The 25,886-nt window shown below is 62.0% G+C and carries 13 protein-coding genes; 10 read left to right on the top strand and 3 right to left on the bottom strand.

The annotated features are described in order from the left end of the window. Positions 1 to 7 precede the first annotated feature (7 nt). Together PSH94_RS05475 and PSH94_RS05470 are read right to left on the bottom strand one after the other, a co-directional pair. Positions 8 to 424 carry an NUDIX domain-containing protein gene (locus PSH94_RS05475; RefSeq protein WP_305436735.1) on the bottom strand — a complete coding sequence of 139 codons (417 nt, stop codon included), beginning with the start codon at positions 422 to 424 and terminating at the stop codon, positions 8 to 10. A gap of 48 nt (positions 425 to 472) precedes the next feature. After that, positions 473 to 1,774: an HD domain-containing phosphohydrolase gene (locus PSH94_RS05470; RefSeq protein ID WP_181080507.1), complete on the bottom strand. Its 1,302-nt coding sequence runs from the start codon at positions 1,772 to 1,774 to the stop codon at positions 473 to 475. Positions 1,775 to 1,954: 180 nt separating this feature from the next. Between PSH94_RS05470 and PSH94_RS05465 the strand changes: the two genes are divergently transcribed. From PSH94_RS05465 to PSH94_RS05430, 8 genes are all read left to right on the top strand, one after another. Then, complete coding sequence (locus PSH94_RS05465; RefSeq protein WP_305436734.1) at positions 1,955 to 3,853, top strand: bifunctional diguanylate cyclase/phosphodiesterase; 1,899 nt, start codon at positions 1,955 to 1,957, stop codon at positions 3,851 to 3,853. A gap of 57 nt (positions 3,854 to 3,910) precedes the next feature. After that, positions 3,911 to 4,846 (top strand): cytochrome-c peroxidase, encoded by a 936-nt coding sequence (locus PSH94_RS05460; protein WP_370694765.1) that lies wholly within the window; start codon positions 3,911 to 3,913, stop codon positions 4,844 to 4,846. Further along, the gene (locus PSH94_RS05455) at positions 4,843 to 6,660 is read left to right on the top strand and encodes a DAHL domain-containing protein (protein WP_305436731.1); all 1,818 of its coding nucleotides are present in this window, start codon (positions 4,843 to 4,845) and stop codon (positions 6,658 to 6,660) included. The genes PSH94_RS05460 and PSH94_RS05455 overlap by 4 nt, the downstream gene beginning before the upstream one ends. Continuing rightward, on the top strand, positions 6,657 to 8,057 hold the full coding sequence (locus tag PSH94_RS05450; protein WP_305436729.1) for an ATP-binding protein: 1,401 nt from the start codon (positions 6,657 to 6,659) through the stop codon (positions 8,055 to 8,057). The genes PSH94_RS05455 and PSH94_RS05450 overlap by 4 nt, the downstream gene beginning before the upstream one ends. A 243-nt stretch (positions 8,058 to 8,300) precedes the next feature. Next, positions 8,301 to 9,896 (top strand): glucan biosynthesis protein, encoded by a 1,596-nt coding sequence (locus PSH94_RS05445; protein ID WP_370694746.1) that lies wholly within the window; start codon positions 8,301 to 8,303, stop codon positions 9,894 to 9,896. After that, the gene (bglX, locus tag PSH94_RS05440; RefSeq protein ID WP_305436727.1) at positions 9,893 to 12,145 is read left to right on the top strand and encodes a beta-glucosidase BglX; all 2,253 of its coding nucleotides are present in this window, start codon (positions 9,893 to 9,895) and stop codon (positions 12,143 to 12,145) included. Before PSH94_RS05445 ends, bglX begins: the two co-directional genes overlap by 4 nt. An 83-nt stretch (positions 12,146 to 12,228) precedes the next feature. Next, a complete protein-coding gene (locus PSH94_RS05435) occupies positions 12,229 to 13,848 on the top strand; it encodes an FMN-binding glutamate synthase family protein (RefSeq protein ID WP_305436725.1) in 1,620 nt (539 codons plus the stop codon). Positions 13,849 to 14,018: 170 nt separating this feature from the next. Further along, positions 14,019 to 15,152 (top strand): OpgC domain-containing protein, encoded by a 1,134-nt coding sequence (locus tag PSH94_RS05430; RefSeq protein ID WP_181080498.1) that lies wholly within the window; start codon positions 14,019 to 14,021, stop codon positions 15,150 to 15,152. 43 nt (positions 15,153 to 15,195) lie between these two features. On the opposite strand, the gene PSH94_RS05425 is transcribed toward PSH94_RS05430, so the two are convergent. Next, on the bottom strand, positions 15,196 to 16,605 hold the full coding sequence (locus tag PSH94_RS05425) for an amino acid permease (protein WP_181080497.1): 1,410 nt from the start codon (positions 16,603 to 16,605) through the stop codon (positions 15,196 to 15,198). A gap of 533 nt (positions 16,606 to 17,138) precedes the next feature. Between PSH94_RS05425 and PSH94_RS05420 the strand changes: the two genes are divergently transcribed. Together PSH94_RS05420 and PSH94_RS05415 are read left to right on the top strand one after the other, a co-directional pair. After that, on the top strand, positions 17,139 to 20,228 hold the full coding sequence (locus tag PSH94_RS05420; RefSeq protein WP_305436724.1) for a transglycosylase domain-containing protein: 3,090 nt from the start codon (positions 17,139 to 17,141) through the stop codon (positions 20,226 to 20,228). Between the two features lie 98 nt (positions 20,229 to 20,326). After that, complete coding sequence (locus tag PSH94_RS05415; protein WP_305436723.1) at positions 20,327 to 25,447, top strand: NEL-type E3 ubiquitin ligase domain-containing protein; 5,121 nt, start codon at positions 20,327 to 20,329, stop codon at positions 25,445 to 25,447. The last annotated feature ends 439 nt before the right edge of the window (positions 25,448 to 25,886 follow it).

Here is a 25,886-nt window from a genome sequence, read left to right as displayed (position 1 = left end):
GGGCGAGTCAGCCGACACAGGCCGTCAGGGACGAGCGATAGAACGGCAGGATCAGGTCACGCGTCAGCGGCGCCAGGACCAGGCCGCCGTCGCCGGCCGGGTCGATCCAGCGCACTTCTTCGATTTCGGCGGCGGGCGTCACCGCCACATCGATGTTGACCTGAAACAGCTCGGCTTGCACGGTAAAACCCGGCTCGTTGGCCGCCGGCGCCGAGAAATGGCCCAGGTAGACGGCGGCGTCGGGGTTGATGCGCAGGTTCAATTCCTCGAACAGCTCACGGGCCAGGGCCTCGGCAGGTTGCTCGCCGGCGTCGATCTTGCCGCCGGGTTGCATGAAAGCCTGGGTGCCGCGCTTGCGCACCAGCAGGGTCTGGCCGTCGTCGCCGATCAGGAGCGCGGCAGCGATGCGGATAGTGGTGGACATACGATAAAAAGCCTTGAATTCAAATCAGTAAAAATCACCGCACAAGGCTTACGCCTCGTCCGGTTCCTTGATAAAGACGCTGTACTTGGCACCCTCCATCGCCTCGAACGCAATCAGCTTGTCCACCAGCGGCAGGTTCAGCACCTTGCCGGCGTTGAGCAGCAACATGCCGTTGTCGGCGTTGAGGTTGCGCGCCAGGATCATACCGTCCTGCAGTTCGCGGGTGGTCAGCACCTTGACGGTCGGGTCGCCCAGGGTCACGTCACTCAGGAAGGTGGCGCAGGCCTGCACAAAGCCCTCGACCAGTTCAGGATCATACAGGCGCCCGGCGTATTTGCGGATGAACAACAGCGCTTCATCGCTATTCATCTGCCGCTCCAGGATCAGGCCCTTTTGCAGCTCGATAAAATCCACCGCCAGTTTCAGCAGACGCGAACCGAAGGGGATCGCATCGCCCTTGAGATGGTCGGGAAAGCCGCTGCCATCCCAGCGCTCCTGGTGATGACGAATGATCCGCGCGGCATCTTTCATCGGCTCCAGGGTCATCAGCAGCGATTCGCTTTGGGTCGGATAGCTGCGATAGCGCTCGCGGTCGGTGCTGTGCAGCTTGTCCGAAGGTTCTATCAGCATGCTGTCGCTCCAACTCAGCTTGCCGATGTTGTACAGCGCAGCGGCCATCGCCAGGTCGCGCGAGCTGGCTTCATCGATAAATTGGGCGGCGCAGTACACCCGCACCAGTTCAATCAGCGCGCGGTTGGTTTGCTTATTCTTGGGCAAGCGCAGGTTGGCCAGCAGCGAGAACACTTCCGTACCGGTCACGTAACTGCGCTTGAGTTCGTCGTAGGCCAGGTCGAGCATGTCGGCGGTCTGCTGCAGCTCGCTGGTGCGCGCCGCCACGCGTTTTTCCAGGTTGGCGTTGAGTTGCTTGAGCTGATCGTTCTGCACCTGGGTCAGGCGCTCCAGGCGCTGGTGCTCCAGGGTCTGGCGCAAGACCAGCTGCAATTCTTCGTCGTTCCAGGGCTTGCTGATGTAGCGGTGGATCTGCCCTTCGTTGATCGCCTTGACGATCGTCGGCAGGTCGGCGTAACCGGTGAGCAGGATGCGGCTGGTGCCCGGGTACAGGCGATGCACTTCGGCCAGCAGCTGCGCGCCGTCCATGCCCGGCATACGGGCGTCGCTCATTACCAGGTCGATGGGTTGGGCGGCCATGATTTCCAGGGCCTGAGCACCGCTGCCGGCCAGCACCACATCGAACGGTTGACCGCGCAACAGCCGGCGCAGGCTGTTGAGGATCGACTCTTCATCGTCGACCAGCAAAATCGTGGGTTTCGTCGCCAGTTGTTCATCCATGCGTGCTGCGCCTTCAAATTAAACCGAATTGAGCTACATTGAACCGTCGTGCCGAGCCATGATCCCTCGCCGAGGCGCGGGCTTGATTTGACGCCAACTGGCCATCAATTTCAAGGGAGCTCGACTATGCTGTCACAGTAGTCGGCCCCGTTCAGAAGTGAAACCAGGGAAGGAACCGTTATGTCATCGAGCCCTTTGGAAGTACCGGATGCAGGCTCGGCACGCGCCAACCGCCGCATCCTGATCGTCGATGACGCCGCTTCCATCCATGAGGACTTTCGCAAGATCCTGTGTGCCGACGTAGAAAGCGAACAATCCCTGGACAGCCTCGAAGAGGCCCTGTTCGGCACCACCGCCGCTGTGCGTCAGGCTTTCGTACTGGATTCCGCCTACCAGGGCCAGGAAGCGCTGGCACTGGTGAACCAGGCCCTGGCCGCCAATGCGCCCTACGCTCTGGCATTTATCGACATGCGCATGCCGCCCGGCTGGGACGGCCTGCAAACCATCGAACAGCTGTGGAACGTCGACCCCAACCTGCAGATCGCCCTGTGCACGGCGTATTCGGACTACTCCTTCGAGGCCATCGAGGCACGGCTGAAATACAACGACCAATTGCTGATCCTGAAAAAACCCTTCGACCACCTGGAGATCCGCCAGATGGCCAGTGCCCTGACATGGAAGTGGCAACTGGCCCAGGACGTGGCCCTCAAGGTGATCAGCCTGGAACGCACCATCGAAGAACGGGTGCAGGAACTGCTGAAAGTCTCGCACCTGCTGCAATACGACGCGCTCACCGAGCTGCCCAACAGCACCCTGCTGGGCGACCGCCTGACCCAGGCCATTGCCCTTGGCCGGCGGCACGACACACAGCTGGCGGTGATGTTTATCGGACTCGACCGGTTTAAACGTATCAACAACGCCCTGGGCTACCCGGTGGGCGACGAGGTGCTCCAACAGGTCAGCCACAGCCTGGTCGCAGCGGTGCGCGCGTCGGATTCAGTATTCCGCTACGGCTCCGATGAGTTTGTGATCCTGCTCCACGACGTGCAGCACCCGCAGCAGACCCAGCACATCGCGCACAAGGTGCTCAAGGCCATCAGCGTAACGCGCCACGTGGCCGGGCATGACCTGAGCGTCACCGCCAGCCTGGGCATCAGCCTCTACCCGAACGACAGCTGCAACGCAGTGGAATTGATCAAGCACGCCGAAACCGCCATGCACACCAGCAAGGAACGCGGCGCGAACGACTTCAGTTTTTACACCGAAGACATGAACCTGCGCGCCCAGCGTCAGCAAACCCTGGAGAGCGCGATTCGCCAGGCCCTGGACCGCGATGAATTTGTGCTGCACTACCAACCCAAGCTGGACCTCAAGTCCGGGCGCATCGTCGGTGCAGAGGCGCTGATACGCTGGTTTCAGCCGCGTTCGGGCTGGGTCAGCCCGGTCGATTTCATCCCAGTGGCCGAGGACAGCGGTTTGATCGTGCCGTTGACCCAATGGGTGCTGCGCCAGGCCTGCGAACAGGCACAAGCGTGGCGCGGCATGGGCCTGCCGCCGTTGTGCGTGTCGGTGAATGTCTCGGCCATCGACTTCCGCCAGCGTGATTTCGTCGACAACCTGGCCGCGATCCTCAAGCAAACCGGCCTGCCGCCGGCACGACTGGAGCTGGAGATCACCGAAAGCGTACTGATGCAGAACGTCGATGACACCGTGGACCTCCTGCACAAGATCAAGGCCCTGGGCGTGCGCCTGGCGCTGGACGATTTCGGCACCGGTTACTCCAGCCTCAGCTACCTGCGCCGCTTTCCCATCGACGTGTTGAAAATCGACCAGTCGTTCGTGCGCGGGCTGAACGTAAATAGCCAGGACGCGCAGCTGATCAGCGCTATCATCGGCATGGGCAAGAGCCTGGAGCTGAACATCATCGCCGAAGGGGTGGAAACCCTCGAACAGCTCGCGTTCCTGAAAAGCCAGGCGTGCGAAGAGGGCCAGGGCTTTCTGTTCAGCAAGGCCGTACCGCCGAAGGATTTCGCCCAGTTGCTGCAAGTGGGCAGTCCCACACTGATGCCCAACCCATAGGCCGTGCCTGCAAGGAGTGCTCGCTTGAGCGAAGTCTCACGTTACCGTTTCGGCGTCATGCTGGTGTTGTGCTCGGGCTTGACTCAGTCGCTGGCGGCCGCGCCGCTGGACGAGGCGCTCAAACCGCTGCCGCCGGTGCCCGCGCTGGACCCGGCCAAGGTCGAACTGGGCCGCCGGCTGTTCAATGAACCGCGCCTGTCGGTCAATAACACCCTGTCCTGCGCCAGTTGCCATCAGCTTGAAACCGGAGGCGCCGATAACAAGCCGTTTTCCCTGGGGTTCGACGGCAAGCCGGTGCAGGTCAATACCCCGTCCGTGTTCAATGCCAGCCTGAACTTCAAGCAGTTCTGGAACGGCCGGGTGGACACCCTGCAAGCGCAGATCGAACAGGTGGTCATCAGCCCCATGGAAATGGGCAGCGACTGGAACACCGTGGTGCAGAACCTCACTGCCCTGCCGCTCTACCAACGCGCCTTCAGCCAGGCCTACCCCGACGGGGTCACCGCCGCCAATGTGCAAAACGCCCTGGCCACCTATGAGCGCACGCTGCTCACGCCCAATTCACGCTTTGACCAATACCTGCTGGGCAACACCGAGATCCTGACCCTCCAGGAAAAGTACGGCTATCAGCGCTTCAAGGATTACGGCTGCATCGCGTGCCACCAAGGCATCAATATCGGCGGCAACATGTTCCAGAAGTTCGGCGTGATGGGAGACTACTTCAAGGCCCGCGGCAACCCGGTTGAGGCCGACCTGGGCCGCTACCTGGTGACCCAGGAAGAAGATGACCGTCATGTGTTCAAGGTGCCCAGCCTGCGCAACGTGGCGGTGACCGCGCCGTATTTTCACGATGCCTCGGCCAAGACTCTGGAAGAAGCCGTCGACGTGATGTTCAAGTACCAGTTGGGGCGTAATCCGAACCAGGAAGACAAAGACTTGATCGTGCAGTTTCTCAAGACATTGACCGGTGAATGGGCGGGCAAGCCACTATGACGACTCAGTCGCGCCGTCGCTTCACCCAATTCGTGCTTGGTCTGGTGACCGTGCTGCTGGCCTCGACCCTGGTGTTTCTGTACCTGAAGGCCGCCCGCGACCAGACCGCCAGCTACACCCAGTCGCGGGACCTGATCCGCCAGCTGCAACAACTCAATGCGCAGTGGGACAGCGAAGTGCTCAAGGCCAGGATCGCGATCACCCACAATTATGATCCTCTGGTCACACCGCTCACGGAAATGACCCGGATCTGGGCCGAACTGAACCGCCGCGACACCTACCACAACCCAAGCGACCTGAGCGGTTGGCAAGCCACGCAAGCCGCCTACCAGATCGCAGTCCAGGAAAAAGCCCGGCTGGTGGACCAGTTCAAATCCCACAACGCCGTGCTGCGCAACTCCCTGGCATTCCTGCCGACCGCCGAAGACGACATCCAGGCCCAGTTCAATCGCCTGGACGACGAAGGCCGGTTGCAATTGCAAGGCGTGGCCACCGACACCTACGACCTGCTGCTCAGCAGCCTGGAATTCGCTCAGGTCACCAGTGACGATCGGGCCGCCGATATCCTGGTGGGCCTGGGCAAACTGGCCACCAACAAGGAACAACTGCCGAGCGAGTTCCAGGGCCCGGTGGATCTGCTGAGCAATCACATTGCGCTGATCCTGCGCGAACAGCCGGTGGTCAACAACCTGCTTGAGCGAATCGCCGAAGTGCCCGTGGCCGAACGTCTTGACGACCTGACCACCCACCTCGACCAGGATCAGCAGGCGGCTGACCGCATCGACCACCAATACCACCGCTACCTGCTGATCTTCTCGACCCTGCTGGTGGCGATGCTGCTTTACCTGGCGGTGCGCCTGTTGCGCAGCTTCGCCGAGATCAACCGGGTCAACCGCGAATTGCAGGCCGCCAACGAAACCCTGGAACAGCGCGTGGAGCGACGCACCCAGCAGCTCAAGGATGCGCAGAGTGAATTGCTCGACAGCGCACGCCAGGCCGGCATGGCCGAAATCGCGACCAACGTGCTGCACAACGTGGGCAACGTGCTCAACAGCGTGAACATCTCCGCCGATCTGGTCACGCGCAAACTGCGCAGCAGCAAAGCGCTGGGCCTGGGCAAGGCGATGCAGTTGATCAATGAGCATAAAGCGGACCTGGGCACGTTCCTCACCGACGATGAGAAAGGCAAGCTGCTGCCCGGCTACCTCAACCAACTGGTGGACGCCATCGCCTCGGAACAGCAGGCCATGACCGATGAACTGGCGCAATTGAGCAAAAGCGTGGACCACATCAAGGACATCGTCTCTACCCAGCAATCCTATGCCGGCGCCTCCACACTGCTGGAGCCGGTGCATATCAGCGCCTTGATGGAAGATGCGCTGCGCATGAACGCCGGTGCGCTGAGCCGCCATCACGTCACGGTGGTGAAGGAATACGCGCAAATACCGGAAATCCTCGCCGACAAACACCGCCTGCTGCTGATCATGGTCAACCTGATCAGCAACGCCAAGTACGCCATGTCCAAACTCAGCGACCGGCCACGCCAGATAACCCTGAGAGTCCAGGCGCTGGAAGACAACATCTTGCAGATCAGCGTGAAGGACGACGGCGAAGGCATCCCCGCCGAGAACATGACGCGGATCTTCACCCACGGTTTTACCACCCGCAAGGAAGGCCACGGCTTCGGCCTGCACAGCTGTGCGCTGGCCGCCGTTGAAATGAATGGCCAGCTCAGCGCCCACAGCGACGGGCCTGGCCTGGGTGCGGTGTTTACCTTGACGATCCCTATGACCCCTGCCGGAAGCCCCGCATGAACCAGCCTCCCAATCGGCGCATCCTGTTGATCGATGACACGCCGTCGATTCACGACGATTTCCGCAAGATCCTCATGCCAACCGTCGAGAACAACCAGGTTCTCGACGACCTGGAGTCGGCGCTGTTCGGCGACACCAGCAAAACCGAGGTCCAGGCCTTCGAATTGCATTCGGCGTACGGCGGCGAAGAAGGCCTGCAACTGCTCACCGTCGCCATGGCGGAAAGACGCCCCTACGCCCTGGCGTTCGTCGACATGCGCATGCCCCAGGGCTGGGATGGTGCCAGGACCATCGAAGAGTTATGGAAAGTCGACCCCGGCCTGCAAGTGGTGGTGTGCACGGCGTATTCGGATTATTCCTGGGATGACCTGCTGTACCGCCTGAAGGGCCATGATCGCTTGCTGATCCTGAAAAAACCCTTCGACAACATCGAAGTGCAGCAAATGGCCAATACCCTGTCCAGCAAGTGGGACATGGCCCGGCGCGCCTCCTTGAAAACCAGCCACCTGGAACAACTGGTGGCGCAGCGCACCGTGGCGCTGACCCAGGCCAGCGAGGCGTTGCAACTGGAAATCGACGAGCGCAAGCAGTTGGAGAGCCAACTGGTGCAGTCGGAAAAACTCGCGTCCCTGGGCCAACTGGCGGCCGGCGTCGCCCATGAAATCAACAACCCGGTGGGGTTCATCTCCTCCAACCTGAGCACCCTCGACAGTTACTTCAACCAGCTGCAACAGATGCTCGATGCCTACCGACAGGTCGAAGACAGCCTCACGTCGGCCGAGCAGCGCGACCCGCTCAAAGCCCTGCGCGACGAGCTGGAGCTGGATTTTCTCAAGGAAGACATTCCCATCCTGATCAGAGAGTCCAAGGAAGGCATCGGGCGAGTGGTGCAGATCGTCAAGGACCTGAAAAACTTCTCGCGGGTGGACAATGACCAGACCTGGCAGTGGGCCAACCTGCAACAGGGCATCGACTCCACGCTGAACATCGTCGCCAGTGAACTCAAGTACAAGGCCGACGTGATCAAGCAATACGGCGCGCTGCCGGAAATCGAATGCCTGGCTTCGCAGCTTAACCAGGTGGTGATGAACCTGGTTATCAACGCCGCCCAGGCCATGGGCCCGGAGCGCGGCACCATCACCATCAGCAACGGCGTGGAGGGCGATAACGTGTGGCTGGAAGTCGCCGACAACGGCTGCGGCATTGCGCCCGAAACCGTGCAGAAAATCTTCGATCCGTTCTTTACCACCAAACCGGTGGGGGAAGGCACGGGGCTGGGGCTGTCGCTGTCGTACGGCATTATCAAGAAGCATCACGGTGATATTTCCGTGAGCAGCGAACCGGGCAAAGGTACGACCTTTCGCGTGGTGTTGCCGATTCGGCAGACGGCGGCGTAGGGCTGCACACCGCCCGGGCATGCAAACCGGCATCAGCCGCGCCGCAAAACCGGGCACTGCCGATTATCGGAAATACCTGCCGACCTGTTATTTCTGACAGTAGACGCTACCGTTCCTTCCGCTCAAAACTCCAGGCAAGCCACAGGGTTGCCTGACCGCGTAGTACCGATCGTGGTGCCTGGTTACTTTCTTCGAGCAAAGGCCACCATGTCTACGCGCCGCGAGTTTCTGACGTACGCTTCAATGATCGCCCTCCTCACGCCCCTGAGCCGAGGAGCCCTGGCTGCCGACGATGCCGAGCAAGCCAGCGCCTTTTCTTTCGAACACCTGATCGAACAGGCGCAGGCCGATGCCTTGAAACCCTATGTTTACCCCAATCATGCCTCCGCCGCGCTGCTGGCCAAGCTGGACTACAGCGCCCACGGCCAGATCCACTTCAAACCTGAGCAGGCATTGTTCGCCAAAGGGCCGGGGCCGTTTCCGGTAACGTTTTTCCATCTAGGCTCATTCTTTCGCACCCCCGTCAGAATGTATGTCCTGGACAACACCGTGGCACGCGAGATTGTGTACGACCCGGCGCACTTTGACATGCCGGCCGACAGCCCGGCCCACGATCTGCCGCGTAACAGTGGGTTCGCCGGTTTTCGTATCCAGGAGAGCCGCCTGGGCAACCAGGCCAATCTGGCATGGGAAAGGAACGATTGGGTGGCGTTTCTCGGTGCATCGTACTTTCGCGCCATCGGCGAATTGTACCAATACGGTCTGTCGGCACGTGCCATAGCCCTGGATGTGGCCCAGGCCGGTAAAGCGGAAGAATTCCCGGACTTCACCCACATCTGGTTCGAGCCACCCAAGAACGAACACGCCCAATCGATGACCCTTTATGCACGGCTCGACGGACCCAGCCTATGTGGCGCATACCGTTTCGTGATCAGCCGTACCCACGGCGTGATCATGGACGTGGACTGTACGGTTTTCCTGCGTCACAACGTCAGACGATTGGGCATCGCCCCGGTGACGTCGATGTTCTGGTTTGGCGAAGCTGCCAAGCGCACGGCCGCCGACTGGCGACCCGAAGTGCACGACAGTGACGGCCTGGCGCTGTGGACCGGTAACGGCGAACGCATCTGGCGCCCTTTGAACAACCCTCCGCGCACGATGGTATCGGCATTCAGCGATCGTCAGCCGAAGGGCTTTGGCCTGTCGCAGCGCGATCGCAACTTCGACCACTACCTCGATGGCGTGAATTACCAGCGGCGCCCCAGTCTGTGGGTCGAGCCGTTGGGGGATTGGGGCGAAGGCAGCGTGCAACTGATGGAAAACGGCACCGACGACGAGATCCACGACAACATCGTAGCGATGTGGGTGCCCTCGGCGCCTGCGGAAGCGGGCAATCGGTATGACCTGCGTTATCGCCTGCACTGGCTGGCCGATGAGCCCTACCCATCGTCCCTGGCGCGTTGCCTGGCCACACGCCTGGGCAAGGGTGGTCAACCCGGCCGGACGCGGCCGGCGGGCACACGAAAATTCGTGGTGGAATTCCAGGGCGCGCCCCTGGAAAAGCTCGCGCCCGGCGTCAAACCCGAGGCCGTGATCAGCTGTTCCAGAGGCGAACTCAGCCTGGTCTTTACCGAAGCAGTGCCGAACGGTGTGGCCGGCCATTGGCGCGCTCAGTTCGATCTGACCGTCGACGGTAACGACCCCGTGGAAATGCGACTGTTTCTGCGCCTGGATGGCCAGCCTCTGTCTGAAACCTGGCTGTATCAGTACCACCCCTTCCGCTCGGAATCGACGGCCATCGGTACCCCTTGGCCGGTCGACAACGGCCCACCGACATGAAGTTTTACCGTCAACTGGCACTGATCTACCTGACATTGAGCATGACCGGCGGTGCCGTGCAGGCCATCGAGCAGGACACGGTGGAAGACCTGCTGCGGCAGATGACGCTGCAAGAGAAGATCGACCAGCTCAGCCAGCTCGGCATCCAGACCACGCCGACCGGTCCGGTCATTGACTACGGTGAACTGTCCCCGGCGTCCATCAACACCGTCGGTTCGGTGCTTGGCGCCTATGGCGTCGAGCAGACCCGGCGGTTGCAGGAACAGGCGGTCAACCAATCGCGCCTGCATATCCCGCTGCTGTTTGCCTTTGACGTAATCCACGGTTATCGCACGATATTTCCGGTACCGCTGGCCGAAGCCGCGGCCTGGGACGCGGACCTGGCCTACCGCACCGCCCGCGCGGCCGCCGTCGAAGCCACGGCCAGCGGCGTGCATTGGACGTATGCGCCAATGGTCGACATTGCCCGTGACCCACGCTGGGGTCGGGTAGTGGAAGGCGCCGGCGAAGACCCGTTCCTCGGTGCCGCGCTGGCGGCGGCCAAGGTCCGTGGATTTCATGGCGCAGGGCCGCCGGACCGCTCTTTTATGCTGGCGACCGCGAAACACTTCGTGGCCTACGGCGCGGCAGAAGGCGGACGCGACTATAACGTGGCCGACGTTTCAGAGCGCACCTTGCGCGAGGTCTACTTCCCCCCGTTCCAGGCAGCCGTGGCGGCGGGTGTCGACGCGATCATGCCATCGTTCAACGAACTGGCCGGCGTTCCGCTGCACAGCAATACGGCGCTATTGAGCGGTGTGCTTCGCAATCAGTGGCGGTTTACCGGGCTCACTATCAGTGACGCCAATGCCGTCTGGGAACTGAGCCAGCATGGGATTGCCGATGTGCCCGGCGACGCGGCCCGTCTGGCGTTCAACGCTGGGATAGATATCGAAATGGTCAGCCACGCCTACCGAGAATTTTTACCCTCACTGGTGCGCAATGGCCTGGTGCCCGTGGCTGCCGTGGATGACGCGGTGCGCCGCGTCCTCAAGGCCAAGCAGCGTCTGGGCCTGTTTGCCGACCCCTACCGCTACAGCGATGAGGCACGGCAGCGGGCCAGCGTCCTCACGCCGCAGCACCGTGCCCTGGCCCGAGAAGCGGCGCAGCAATCCATCGTGCTGTTGAAAAACACCGACGCGCTCCTGCCGTTGCCCAAGCACCTGCGCAACCTGCTGGTGGTCGGCAGCCTCGCCACGGATGCCCAGGCCACGATCGGCCCATGGTCCGCACAAGGGCGTGCCGAAGATTCGATCACCATCCTGCAGGGGATACGCAACGCCGTTGCACCGAACACCGAGGTCGTTTACCTGCCCGACGCCTCCCCGCTCAGTCAAAAGGTTCAAAACCTTCCGGCCATCCGACAGGCTGCGCAGAAAGCCCAGGTCGTGATCGCCGTGCTGGGGGAGAGCGCTGACCAGAGCGGGGAAGCGCACAGCCGCGCCGACCTTGGCTTGCCGGGCAATCAGGACGTTGTATTGCGCGCGCTTCTGGACGCCGGTCAGCCGGTGATCATTGTTCTGATGAATGGCCGCCCGCTGGTGCTCTCTGAGAACGTTCAACGGGCGCCCGCTTTACTTGAGACCTGGTTTCTGGGCACGGAAATGGGCAGTGCCGTGGCCGACATCCTGTTCGGCGATGTCAGCCCCAGCGGTAAATTGCCGATTACCTTTGCCCGTAGCGTCGGGCAAATCCCTCTTTATTACGCACACAAAAATACCGGCCGCCCCCCTCGCGAAGGGGAGAGTTGGGTCAGTGCCTACATTGACACGCCGTGGTCACCGCTGTATCCCTTCGGCTTCGGCCTGAGCTACACCACGTTCAGCTACTCCACGCCTCGGCTCAGCGCTGACCGGATTGCCTCCACCGACACCCTGACGGTGCAAGTCAGCGTCACCAATACCGGCCAGCGCGCGGGCGATGAAATCGTGCAGCTATACCTACGCGATGACGTCGCCAGCGTGACCCGCACGGTCCGCCAGTTGCGCGGCTTTCGCAAGGTCCACCTGGAGGCCGGTGAAACGCGGAGCGTGAGTTTTACCCTGGACGCGCAGGACTTTGCCTTGCTGGACGAACACTGGCTGCCGGTGGTAGAAGCCGGTCGCTTCACGGTGTTCGTCGGGGCCGATTCGACGACCGCCAACCAGGCGTGGTTCGACGTCACCGACAGCCGCGCGCTGTCTGAAACGGGGCTGTCCAGGCCGCCCTGAGTGCAGCCTACGGTTGTCCGGGCCTTCCTTTGCGGCGCAGAATGCCGCACCGACCTGTAAGAGTCCGACCCCAAGGAAACCGTATGAGCCTGTCCTTGCTAAGCCGTTACGCCTTCTTTGCCGTGTGTGTCCTGTTCACCCTCGCCAGCCTGCCGTTTATCCACCATGACTGGCTGTGGCCGATCACCGGGGTTACCGGCCTGCTCAGCCTGATCGGCCTGTTCGACCTGCTGCAAAGCCCCCACGCGGTACGCCGCAACTACCCGATCCTGGGCAATATTCGTTACCTGGTGGAAGCCATCCGCCCGGAAATCCGCCAGTACCTGCTCGAATCCGACAGCGACGCCCTGCCCTTCTCCAGGGCCCAGCGCTCGCTGGTGTATTCGCGCGCCAAGAATGAAACCGCCGACAAACCCTTCGGCACCTTGATCGACGTGTACCAGTCGGGCTTCGAATTTATCGGTCACTCCATGCGCCCCGCGCCGCTGAGCGACCCCAGCGTATTTCGCGTGATGGTCGGCGGCCCGCAGTGCACGCAGCCGTATTCGGCGTCGGTGTTCAATATATCGGCGATGAGTTTTGGCTCATTGAGCGCCAATGCGATCCGCGCGCTGAACCAGGGCGCCAAGCTGGGTAACTTTGCCCACGACACCGGTGAAGGCAGCATCAGCCCCTACCACCGCGAACATGGCGGCGACTTGACCTGGGAGCTGGGCAGCGGCTACTTCGGCTGCCGTACCAGCGACGGCCGTTTCGACCCGGAACGCTTCGCCGCGCAGGCGCAAAACCCGCAGGTGCGCATGATCGAAATCAAGATGAGCCAGGGCGCCAAACCCGGCCATGGCGGAATTCTACCCAAGCACAAAGTGACGAAAGAGATCGCCGAAACCCGCGGCATCCTGATGGGGGAAGACTGCGTCTCACCGTCGCGCCACAGTGCGTTTTCCACGCCGATCGAGCTGATGCAGTTCATCGCCCAACTGCGTGAACTGTCCGGCGGCAAACCGGTGGGCTTCAAGTTCTGCCTGGGCCACCCATGGGAATTCATGGGCATCGCCAAGGCCATGCTCGAAACCGGCATCCTGCCCGACTTTATCGTGGTCGACGGCAAGGAAGGCGGCACCGGTGCGGCACCCGTGGAGTTCACCGACCATATCGGCGTGCCGCTGCGCGAAGGTTTGCTGTTCGTGCACAACACCCTGGTGGGTCTGAACCTGCGCGACAAGATCAAACTCGGCGCCAGCGGCAAGATCGTCAGCGCGTTCGATATCGCCAGTGTGCTGGCCATCGGCGCCGATTGGGCCAACTCGGCGCGGGGCTTTATGTTCGCCATCGGCTGCATCCAGTCACAGAGCTGCCACACCAACAAATGCCCCACCGGCGTCGCCACCCAGGACCCGCTGCGCCAGCGCGCCCTGGTGGTACCGGACAAGGCCCAGCGCGTGTTCAACTTCCACCGCAACACGCTCAAGGCCCTAGCCGAAATGCTCGCGGCGGCGGGGCTGGATCACCCATCACAACTGTCGGCCAAGCACTTGGTGCGGCGCATGTCGGCGACGGAGATCAAGTTGTTCTCGCAGTTGCATGTGTTCCTCAAGCCAGGGGAGTTACTGAGCGGGGAAGTGAACGGCGAGTTTTATTCGCGCATGTGGCAGATGGCGCGGGCCGATAGCTTTGAACCCCTTGAAGTTGCTGCTGCCTGATCTACGCCCTCAGCCCGCCCAACTTGGGCGGGCTGTCGAGACATTCAGTAATACCCAGCCTTTGCAATTGCTTACAAATACCGCCAACCTGCGCCCGCCCGACACGCGGCGTACGACATCGCCGCCACTTACCCGCCACGACTAAACCTACTGTTCAAGAGCCCGCTGCCATGCTGAACGGACGCGACCCGCGCATCGATTTTTTTCGGGGCCTGGCGTTGATCTTCATTTTCTGGGATCACGTGCCCCACAACCCCCTCGGCCAGATCACCCTGCGCAACATCGGTTTCAGCGATGCCGCCGAGGTCTTTGTGTTCCTTGCCGGTTATGCCTCGGTGCTGGCCTACAGCAAGGTGCTGCAACGCGAAGGCTACTGGATGGCCTGCCTTAAAATACTGCGCAGGGCCTGGGTGTTGTACGTGGTGCATATCTTCCTGCTGGCGATGCTGATGGGCATCGTGTTCTTCGCCAACAGCAAGGTAGAGACCCGCGACCTGGTGCAGGAGATGGGCCTCACGCACTTCATCACCCACCCGCAGCAGGCGTTGACCGATGAGCTGCTGTTGCGTTTCAAGCCCAACCTGATGGACCCGCTGCCGCTGTATATCGTGCTGTTGCTCGGCCTGCCGCTGGTGCTGCCGATACTGGTGCGGGCGCCGCTGGCGGTGGTGGCGGTGTCGCTGACGGTGTACCTGTTGGCGCCGAAACTGGGCTGGAACCTGGCGGCAATCGCCGACGGTGTGTGGTACTTCAACCCGGTGACCTGGCAATTGTTGTTCGTGCTCGGTGGCGCCGCGTCGATTCACTACCGCGCACCGCGCGCGTCTGACACCCGGCCATTGATGCGCCAGCCATTGTTTGTGGCAGCGGCGGTGTATGCGCTGGCGGCCGGCGTGATCACCCTGTCGTGGCGCTGGCCACACGTTCACGACGCGCTGATGCCGGCGCTGCTCGGCGAATGGTTGTACCCGATCAGTAAGACCGATCTGTCGCCGGTGCGCCTGCTGCACTTTCTGGCCCTGGCCTATGTCACCGCCAAGCTGCTGCCCACCCACGGCTGGACGCAGAACTGGCCGGCGCGGCAGTGCTGTCGCATGGGGCGTTATTCGCTGGAAGTGTTTTGCCTTGGGGTGTTGCTCGCCCCATTGGCGGACATGCTCAACGCCCAGGTCGAGGATGCCTGGCCGATGCAGGTATTCAGTGCGTTGCTGGGTTTACTGTTGATGGCGGTGCTGGCGGCCTGGCTGGAATTGAATCAGCGTTTGAGCGCGCCACGGCCGGCACCGCTGGGCACCGACCGGTAACGCCGACCTGCGACCGCCTTGCGCGATCGCAGGGTTCACCGGCTCAAGCCGACTGCGCCGCCGCTTGGGTCGGTTGCAGCTTGAACACGTAAAACAGCACGGTCAGCAGCACCAGGAACGCGGGGCCGATATACAACGCCACGCGGGTGTCCGGGAAGTACGCCATCAGGCCCACGACCAGCACCAGGAATGCCAGCGCCAGGTACGAGCTGACCGGGTACAGCCACATGCGGTATTTCAAGGCTTTCTGTTCGGCAGGGCTCAGGCTTTTACGGAACTTGAGCTGTGCCAGCAGGATCATCACCCAGGTCCAGATTGCGCCGAAGGTGGCGATCGACGTTACCCACACAAAGACTTTTTCCGGCACCAGGTAGTTGAGCAGCACACCCAGCAGCAGCGCGGCGATCGACAGCAGCAGCGCCCGGCGCGGTACGCCATTGCTGGAAGTCTTGGCGAAGGTGGCCGGTGCCTGGCCGTTCTGGGCCAGGCTATAGAGCATGCGCCCGGTGCTGAAGATGCCGCCATTGCATGACGACAGCGCGGCGGTGATCACCACGAAGTTGATGATGCCGGCGGCGGTCTTGATGCCCAGGCGCTCGAAGGTCATCACGAACGGGCTGCCCTGGGTGCCGATTTCGTTCCACGGGTAGATCGACAGGATCACGAACAACGCACCGACGTAGAACAGCAGGATGCGCCAGAACACCGAGCCGATGGCATTGGGAATGGTCTTCTGCGGGTTGCGCGCTTCGCCGGCGGTGAGGCCGATCATCTCCACGCCCAGGTAGGCGAACATCACCATTTGCAGGGACATCAGCACGCCGGTCATGCCGTTGGGCATGAAGCCGCCATGGGCCCACAGGTTGGAAATCCCCAGGGCCACGCCGTCGTTGCCGAAACCAAAGGCAATGATGCCGACGCCGCCGACGACCATGGCAATGATCGTGACGATTTTGATCAGGGCAAACCAGAACTCGAATTCACCGAACGCCTTGACCGCGATCAGGTTGATGGTGCCCATGCTCACCAGGGCCGCCAGCGCCCAGATCCAGCGCGGCACGTCGGGGAACCAGACACCCATGTACACCGCCACGGCGGTGATCTCGGCGACGCAGGTCACCAGCCATAGGAACCAGTAGTTCCAGCCGGTCAGAAAGCCCGCCAGAGGGCCGAGGTAATCCTGCGCATAACGGCTGAACGAGCCGGCCACCGGGTTGTGCACGGCCATCTCGCCGAGGGCGCGCATGATCACCAGGATCGCCAGGCCGCCGATGATGTAGGACAGCATGATTGCCGGGCCGGCCATTTCAATGGCCTTGGCCGAGCCGAGGAACAGGCCGACGCCGATACAGGCGCCCAGGGCCATCAGGCGGATATGCCGTTCACCGAGTTCGCGTTTGAGCGGGCCGCCTTGAGCGGTCTCGCCATGGGGCAGGTGGTTGCCGGAGGGCATAGGGATACAACCTCGTCTTGTTATTGGATTGATCCACCGAGTCGTGGGCGTTCGCGCGGGTGAGCGCGTGTGCCTGGAGAACCGCGCCGGCCTCGTGGGCGGACGCGTCTGACAGAACAATCGGCCAGATCAGCGGGCGTGCAGTATAAAAAGCCCGCGACAGGGCTTTTCACTCAATAAATGGCAAAATTTGGCCAGAACTCGCGGCAAAACCCGCTCACACGGAGGGGCATTAACTGCCTGGCGGAGCATTGACCCAGCGAAACGGCGGCGAGTATTGCACAGCCTGGGGGCGGCATCCTATCCCTAGGCGCAGCTTCAGGGCTAACGGCGAAGGCTCTGGATCAAGCCTTTGACCAACACCTGGGCCTGCATCCGACACAATCGCCGATGCCTGGCGAACCCCGCGATGCGAGCCCGTCCCGCATTGGCGACGACGATAAAAAAGGACGTGTACGCACGCCTTGCGCACGCCAATCAGCGTCTAAGCTTCATTCAAGTCCGATCAATCTGCGTGAATGGATCAATCGACTATGGGCGCTTTATGGCAAACCGCTTCAACCCAGTGCGCAGCCTCCACCAGCAGCCTGGATGAGCAGCCATTGCCAAAACGCCCGCGTAGAAAACGCTACGGGTGGCGCATGGCAGGGCTGCTGCTGACAATGTTGCTGATTGCCGCCGGCGTGGCCGCCCATCGGGAAATGCGCACCGCCCAATGGCAGTCCCAACAGCTGAGCCGCCTGGCCGCCACCCTGACCTACCAGATACAGGCCGGGCCCAGCGATGCGATCGTCTATCCCGGCGCCGGGCCCTTCGACAAGCGCCTGGGCTACAGCGACCTCGACACGTTCCTGCCGCGCCTGCTCAAACGTAATTACCTGATTGAACGCCAGGCACGTTTTTCCGCGCCGTTGATGGCCTATACCGAGCGTGGCCTGTTCGTGCCTTACGCCGAAAAAATCCAGGCCGGCCTGTCGATCACCGACTGTCGCGCCGCGCCGCTGTACCAGTTCATCTACCCACAGCAGTCGTACCAAAGCTTTGCCGCCATACCGCCGGTGGTGGTCGACAGCCTGCTGTTCATCGAAAACCGCGACTTGCTCGACCCGAATCCGCCCGAAGCCAACCCGGCGGTGGATTGGCCGCGCTTCGCCAAGGCCGCCTGGTCGCAGGTGGCCAGGCTGTTGCATCTGCCGGGGCAGACCGCCGGCGGCAGCACCCTGGCCACGCAGTTGGAAAAATATCGCCATTCGCCCGACGGCCTGACCCTTTCGGGCGGCGAGAAAATCCGCCAGATGATTTCCGCCAGCGTGCGCGCCTATCAGGACGGCCCGCAGACCTTGCAGGCCCGGCGGAATATCGTGCGCGACTACCTCAACAGCGTGCCGTTGTCCGCCGTGCCGGGGCATGGCGAAGTGCATGGCATGGCTGAAGGCTTGCGGGTCTGGTACGGCGCCGACTTCGACAAAAGCAATGCGTTGCTCGCGAGCAGCGACCCCGGCGACCTCGCGCCAAAAGGCCTGGCCCTGCGCGAAGTGCTGTCGCTGATGATCGCCCAACGGCGGCCTTCGCATTACCTGTCCAAGGGCCGCGAAGAGCTGGCGCAGTTGACCAACAGCCACTTGAGGCTGTTGGCGGCAAACGGTGTGATCGAGCCGGCACTGCTCACGGCGGCGCTGGCGAGCAAGGTCGGTTACCGCGACTGGCAGCAGCAGCCGACGATCCAGATGATCGATACCAATAAAGGCGTCAGCGTCGCGCGCAGCCGGTTGGGCGCCCTGCTCGACCGCCCGCTGTATGACCTCGACCGCCTTGATCTCTCCGCCACCAGCACCTTGCAGGGCCAGTTGCAGGAACAGGTCACGGCGTACCTCAAGCACCTGGCCGACCCCACGTTCGCCGGCCAGGTCGGGCTGTTGGGCGAGCGCCTGCTTACTCCGGCCAGCACGCCGCAGGTGCGCTACAGCTTTACCCTGTTCGAACGTACCGACGACAGCGCGCGAGTGCGGGTGCAGACCGACAATACCGACCAACCTTTCGATATCAACGAAGGCAGCAAGCTGGAACTGGGGTCCACCGCCAAGCTGCGGGTGCTCACCACCTACCTGCAAATCGTCGCCGAACTGCACGACCGCTACGGCGCCCTGGCGCCGGCGGCGTTGAAGAAGGTCGAGGTAGACGAGCAGGACCGCATCAGCCGCTGGGCCGTGGACTATCTACTGCAAAACCCCGGTAAAACACTGGCGAACATGCTCGACGCCGCGCTCGATCGCACCTATTCGGCCAGCCCCGCGGAGAGTTTCTTCACCGGTGGCGGCCTGCATCGCTTCCACAATTTTCGCAACGAAGACAACGGCCGCAACCCGACCCTGCGCGACGCCCTGCGCGAATCCATCAACTTGCCGTTTATTCGCCTGATGCGTGACCTGGTGCGCTACACCACCTACGCCGGCGCCAACAACACCGCGCAATTGCTCAAGGACGACAGCGAGCCTCGCCGCCAGGAATACCTGGCGCAGTTCGCCGACCGCGAAGGCACCGCGTTCCTGCTTAAGTTCTGGAAGAAGTACCAGAAGAAAGAGACCCAGGCTCGCCTGGAAACTTTCCTCGACGGGCTGCACCCCACGGCCATTCGCCTGGCCGCCGTGCACCGCTACCTGCTGCCGGAAGCCAGCCGGGAGAGTTTCAACGCGTTCGTGCGCGCCCACCTGGTCAGCGCCAAGGGCCAGCAGGCGCTGACCGACAAACGCCTGGACACGCTGTACGACAGCTATGGTCCCGGCGCCTACGACCTCCCCGATCAGGGCTATATCGCCAAAGTGCATCCCCTGGACCTGTGGCTGCTGGGCTACCTGCTCAACCACCCGCAGGCGACGTTCAGCGAGGTGGTCAAGGCCAGCCAATTCGAGCGCCAGGAAGTCTACAGCTGGCTGTTCAAGAGCCGGCACCAGCGCGCTCGCGACAGCCGCATTCGCACCATGCTGGAAATCGAAGCGTTCCTGGAGATTCACCAACGCTGGAAAGCCGTCGGCTACCCGTTCGACCACCTGGTGCCGTCGCTGGCCACCGCCATCGGCAGCTCCGGCGACCGCCCCGCCGCCCTGGCCGAGTTGATGGGCATCATTCTTAACGACGGAGTGCGCATTCCGGTGCTGCGCATCGACAGCCTGCACTTCGCCGCCGGCACGCCCTATGAAACCCGACTGGTCAACAATCCCAGCCAGGGCCGAAGGGTCATGCCCTCCGAAGTCGCCACCGCCCTGCGCGGCGCGCTCTCCCAAGTGGTGGACGCCGGCACCGCCAAGCGCGTGGCCGGCAGCTTCAAACAGGAAGACGGCACCCCGATGGCCATGGGTGGCAAGACCGGCACCGGCGACAACCGCATCGAAGCCATCGGCGCCGGTGGGCGCATCCTCAGCTCCAAGGCGATCAACCGCACCGCGACGTTCGTGTTCTACATCGGCGATCACCACTTCGGCACCCTCACCGCGTTCGTGCCCGGCAGCACCGCGCAGAACTTCACCTTCACCTCGGCGTTGCCGGTGCAGGTGCTCAAGGGCATGGCGCCGTTGCTGATGCCGTATTTGCAGGGGGCTGGGGCAGTGGGCTGTCAGCGGCTCTGAATCTTCTCTCACGCATTTAGATACGCCAATTATTTAAAGCTTCAAGCCAACTTCACCAGCATAGGCTCACGGTTTAACCCACCGACAAGCCAACTCCTATGCCTGACGTAAATACGCTTCACCCTCTCGCCGATCCCCTTCAAACAGCGGCCGCCGATGACAAAGGCCCGCACTATCAGTTGATCAAAACCAAGACCCCAGACTGGCTCGCCAATGCCGATCTGGAGAGGGTCTACCCGCTCAACGACCTGGCCCTGCATCGACCCAACTGGCATGTGAACGCCAGCCTGCAACAGCAAGCCACCCTCAATGCGCTCAACGGCCAGGCCTGGGCCGCGCAAAACAAGGTGGACCAGAAACTGCGTCACGTGCAGGACGTTTATGCTTTCGCCGAGCCGTTACTCACACGGGCGATCAAGGACCAGTACGGCCTGGACCTTGATGTCAAAAACACCTATCTGCATATTTACACGCCCAAGCAGCTGCCCTGGTATGCCTTGGCGCTATCCAATGGCGTCACGTCCAGGGACGTGTCCTTACTCGACGCTGCGCTGCATAACTTTGCCCGTCACGAAAGGTTCGAACGGTACTCCTGCTACATCACCCGGCCCGACTATCGCGGCCACTTCAACATCCTGCGCCTGGAGCGCACGATGAGCCTTGAGCAGTTCAAGCAGTTGTGTCGCGGCTTGGACCTTGGAGCGCGCTATCAACGCCATCTCAACGAAAGCCTGCTACCGTCTGAACCGGTAGCCCAGGCGTATCTGCAACTGCACGTTATCGCCAGTCAGAAAGCCGCGCTCAAGGCTGCCGCCCAAGTGGCCCTGATGAAAAATGACCTGGACGCGTCCGGCCATGCGGTCGTAATGGGTGTGCTCGATGGCACGGAAAAACGCGCCACCTTCTACCAACTGAATATGCTCGACACGCCGCTCACCGGAATCCTGTTGATCACCAGTGATCTTGAGAAAGCCAGCCACATCGCCAAGGTCATCGCCTACATACCCCATGACCAGGTCAGCCCGCTCAAGCAATACGCTTCAACCGCCGAGTTCGCGCTGGAACTGTCGCGGCGCCTGCAACTCAACGCGGCACTGGCGTCCAGCAAACACGTGCCGCAACACACCTATCAGCAGTTTTTCAGCCAGTTCGTGCCCCACTCACGGCGCGGCCTGTTTTTCGCCACGCTGGCCGAGCGTTTGTACCACGTGCAATGGCATGAACGCGGCCCGTTGGACCCGGCTCCCGCCTGGTGCGAAGACCCGGTGAGCAAACCTTTGCTGCAATTCGACGTAACCCCGATAACCGGTGACCTGTGGCGGCAGCTGTACCAGGCCAGCTTCAACAAGATCCTCAACGACGCGCGCAGCCTTGCCGTCTCCACGGCCCAGGCGGATGACAATGAGCGTCGCAGGTGGTGGGACAACACCCTGAAGATCGCGTCAAGCCTGTTGAACATGGCGCTGTTGGTGGTGACCCCGTTCGTGCCGTTGCTGGGCGAACTGATGCTGGCGTACACCTTGTACCAACTGACCGACGACGTGATGGAGAGTATCGTCGAGCTAAGCGAGGGCCAGGCTGACGAAGCGGCCCAGCACGTTATCAGCGTGATCACCGACGTGATGCAACTGGCCATTCTGGGCACCGGCGGGGTGCTGGCCAAGGAGGTGCTGTTCAAACCGTCCACGTTTGTCGACAGCCTCAAGGCGGTCACAGTGAACGACCAACCGCGCCTGTGGAACCCGGACCTGACACCTTATGCGCGCAAAGACTTGAGTGTGCCGGAAGGCAGTCAACCCGATGCATCAGGCCTGTATGAGCACCAAGGGCAAAAGGTGCTGCGTCTTGACGACCAGCACTTGATCGTCGAACACGACGCGCAGAGCAACCTCCACCGGGTCAAACACCCGAGCCGGCCCGGTGCTTATGCCCCCTTGATCGAACGCCATGCCAGTGGCGCCTGGGTGCATGAAGGCGAAGCCCCGGACACCTGGGGCAGCGAGACACTCCAAAGCCGCCTGGGACCGTTGGTCGAGGGGCTCACCCCCGCTCAACGCGAACTCGCCTGCGAGATCAGCGGCACCCACGACGGCGCGTTGCGCATGATGTACGCCAATCGCGACAGCGTGCCGCCCCTGTTGGCCGATAGCCTCAAGCGTTTGAAGCTGCGTGATGAAGTCCAGCTTGGGCCGGAAAAAATCCGCGCCGGGGCCGCCATCGAACTGCCCACCAACTGGTCGGTGCAGGTCACCAGTGAGCTGCCGGGCTGGCCGGCGGGCAAGGCCATCAAGGTGTTCACGAACAGTGATTTGAGCGGCTATTCCATGACCTACGGCGCCATCGACGCGACCGAGGCCAACACCCTGAGGATCAGTCACCAGGCCGTCGAAGCGAACCAGCTACCCGAGCGGCTCAGCGGCTTTTTAAGCGAAGCGCAATTTCGCGCCTTGCTTCCGGGCGCCTTGGCTGAATCCTCGGCAGAACGAACCCAGGCCTTGCGCAACTATCTGGCCGATAAGTTGGAGCAGGAGAACATCGTCATCTTCAACCACCTCTACAGCACCGGTGAGGTACTCGACACCGTTCAGGGCCAACTGCTCCAGCAACAGTTCCCGCAACTGCCCAAAGACCTGGCGGCCAGCCTGCTGCTGCGAGTCTCGCCCCGAGAGCTGGCGGTGATGAGCAGCGAGCAACGCATCCCCCTGCGCCTGAAAAACCTTGGCCGGGCACTGGCCAACGAAGTTCGGGCCAGCCACGCCAGTGAAGGGTTCTACAACGACGCCTGGCTGACACCGGATACCGAGCGCATGGCCCTCAATATCCTGCGCCTGCATACCGATGCGCTGGGCGACCTGACCATTGCCATCCACGAGCAGACCGCCAACGGCGCCTTGCGTTGCCAGTTGGGGCCGGCCGAGGCCGGCAGTCAGAGCATTCTGTTGTACAAGGGACAGGGCCGATATCAGATTCATGAGCCACGGCAACCGGCGCCCCAGGCGCAGTACAGCTTTTATGAGGCGGTGCTGCGTGCCGTCCCGCCGGACGCGCTCGACTACCGACCTGGCCAGGGCGCGATCTTCAAGGCGTGGTTGAAGGAGAAACTGGAGCCACCGGTTGAACGGCGCACCGTGCTGCAAGCGGCGACGCGACGCCGGGTCGACGAGCGTACAGTGCAAACCTTGTTGCAAAGACCCCTGTTCAAAACCTTCCGCCGCTGGCTTCGGGATGACCCGCCCAGGCAACGCCCGACGGTTAAACAGACCTTGACCCGATTGTGCCCTCGCCTGAGCGAGGAACAGATACAACAGGTGACGGCATCGCTGAACACATCGCAAGGCGAAGAACTGCTCAACGCGCTGGAAGCTGACCACACGAAGCTGCTTAAAGAACTGGAAAAGTTCCGCAACAGCCACCCCACACTAGTGCGAGCAGAAGGCCTCCTTACGCTTGATGAACGGCTCATGCGAGCCAAAATCATCATTGAATTGCGAAGCAACTGGGAAGACGGCGCCTATCTGCGCATGCTCCCTGCGCAACCGAGAGCTCGCGGCACCCTGCTGGACCTGAGCGAACTGGTACTGGGCCGTTACATACGGCGCCTGGAGCCGCTGGCGGCTGATTTCAGCCATGTCACCCGCTTGAATCTCAGCGGCACGAGGCTGGGGGACGGGGACAGTACCTTCCTGGAAAACTTCCCCAACCTGCGGGCCGTGGACCTATCACACAATAACCTCAGCGCCCTACCGCCCCAACTGCCGAAGATGAATAACCTGCGCGCGCTGAACCTGAGCGAGAACCCCATCGCCTGGCGCCCCTCCGACTACGCGATCCTTGCACAATGTCCACACCTTCGGTCATTGAACCTGGAAGGCAATACCCAACTGGAAATTGCGCCGGACATCAGCCACATGAGGGACCTGCGCCAGTTGGTGCTGCGCCGAACCCGCATCAGCCAATGGCCGAACGGGCTGGAAAGCCCCAGGCTCGATATCCCGGAACTGGACCTGAGCAACACCGCGATCACGACCGTTCCCGAGTTCGCACTGGATTCGGTGGGCGCCCGGATCGTGGCCAGCAGTTGGTTGGACCGCACAAAGCTTGAACGCCTTGATGAAGACCGGTTCGTCAGCTATCGCCGAGGCTTCGGTATCGACCCTTACCGCACCGTTCCGCGCGGCGGCAGGGCTGCCAGCCAGTATTGGGTCGCGGGCCTGGAGGGCGAATCGCTCGCCGTCGCCATAAAAGTATGGGATGACCTCGAGCGGGAACACGGCTCCCAAGGCTTCTTCGACGTGCTCAGGCTGTTGCAACCGCCCGAACAGTTCCAGACCGAACTCGATGCACAGCTCTATGAGGCGGGCCGCTCGGACCTTTCCATCCGAGTCTGGCAGATGCTCTTCGCGATGGATGAGAACCCACAATTCTGTGAACGGATGTTCAGCCTGGCCGGCGTGCCGGACAATTGCGCCGACGCCGGCGCGTATACGTTCAATCGCATGGGCGTCGAGACCCTGCTGGAAGAGATACACAGAGACAACAGCGCGCCAGGGTTGGCCACCCGGGAAAGCCGCCTGGCACACCTGGCCATGCAGTCCTGGCGACTGGATGAGGTCAACCGTCTGGCCGGCAAGGAAATCGAGTACCGTGTCAAACCCGTCAGCAAGGGCGGACTGGGGTTGGCCTTTGGCAGCGGTGCCAACGAGGTCGACGATGTGCAGGTGCACCTGGCCTACCAGACCGGGCTCAAGACGCGCCTCGACCTGCCGTGGTTATCCGAACATATGGTGTACCGCAACACCGCCAGGGTCACGCAGACACACCTCGACGACGCGGCCATCAAGATTGCCGCGGCCGAAGAAGGCGACGGCCTGGTCGACGGCATGCTGAAACAGCCGTTCTGGAGCGATTATTTACAGGACACGTATCTGGAAGCGTTCAACACTCGACGCGAGGCTCGCAACCAGGCAGGCAGCCAGCTGGAAGACTTGCTGGACCTGCAAAAGCAATGGGCCGACGCGTCCGTATCGACTGAGCGCAAAGCCCGCCTGCGCGAGCAACTTGTCGCACTGGCGGACGCTTTGGAGATCGCACAGGACGAGGCGCTGAGCGACCAACCACTGGCGGACGACACCGTGCTGCGGCTCTACACCCATATCCAGCGTGATTACATCGAACTGGGCCGGCAACTGACGCGCCAAGCCCTGGCCGACATGATTTGACCGGCATAGGTATCTTCACAAAGGCTTGCCCGCGGTGGCCGTCAATATCTACATAAACCGCACAGGCTGCCACACCACGCTGTGGTGAGCAGGCTTGCCCTGCGCTGGGCTGCGAAGCGGCACCAAACCCAGGCACCTCGGTGTGTCAGCTAAACCACTTCGCCTCAAATGGGGCTGCTTCGCAGCCCAACGCGGGACAAGCCCGCTCACCACAGCAAGCCCGCTCACCACAAGAACCTCATTTTCTCAGGCTATGTTTTCACCGAAGATGTGTAGCCACCAACCCTAACCACGATGCGAAGCGAGCCGCTCTTGCTATCGCTTTTGACCTCAGGCGCCCCGTTAACCACGCTGGCCGGAATTCGGCATTGATTTGGGGGGTAAACCGGCAGGGATGCCGGTTTAGCCGCCCCGCGCCATGGATGGCGCGTGGCGGCGG

It is taken from the genome of Pseudomonas sp. FP2254 (assembly GCF_030687695.1).
Lineage (GTDB): Bacteria > Pseudomonadota > Gammaproteobacteria > Pseudomonadales > Pseudomonadaceae > Aquipseudomonas > Aquipseudomonas quebecensis.
Note: the sequence above shows the minus strand (reverse complement) of the source record. Positions and strands in the feature narration are given on the sequence as shown.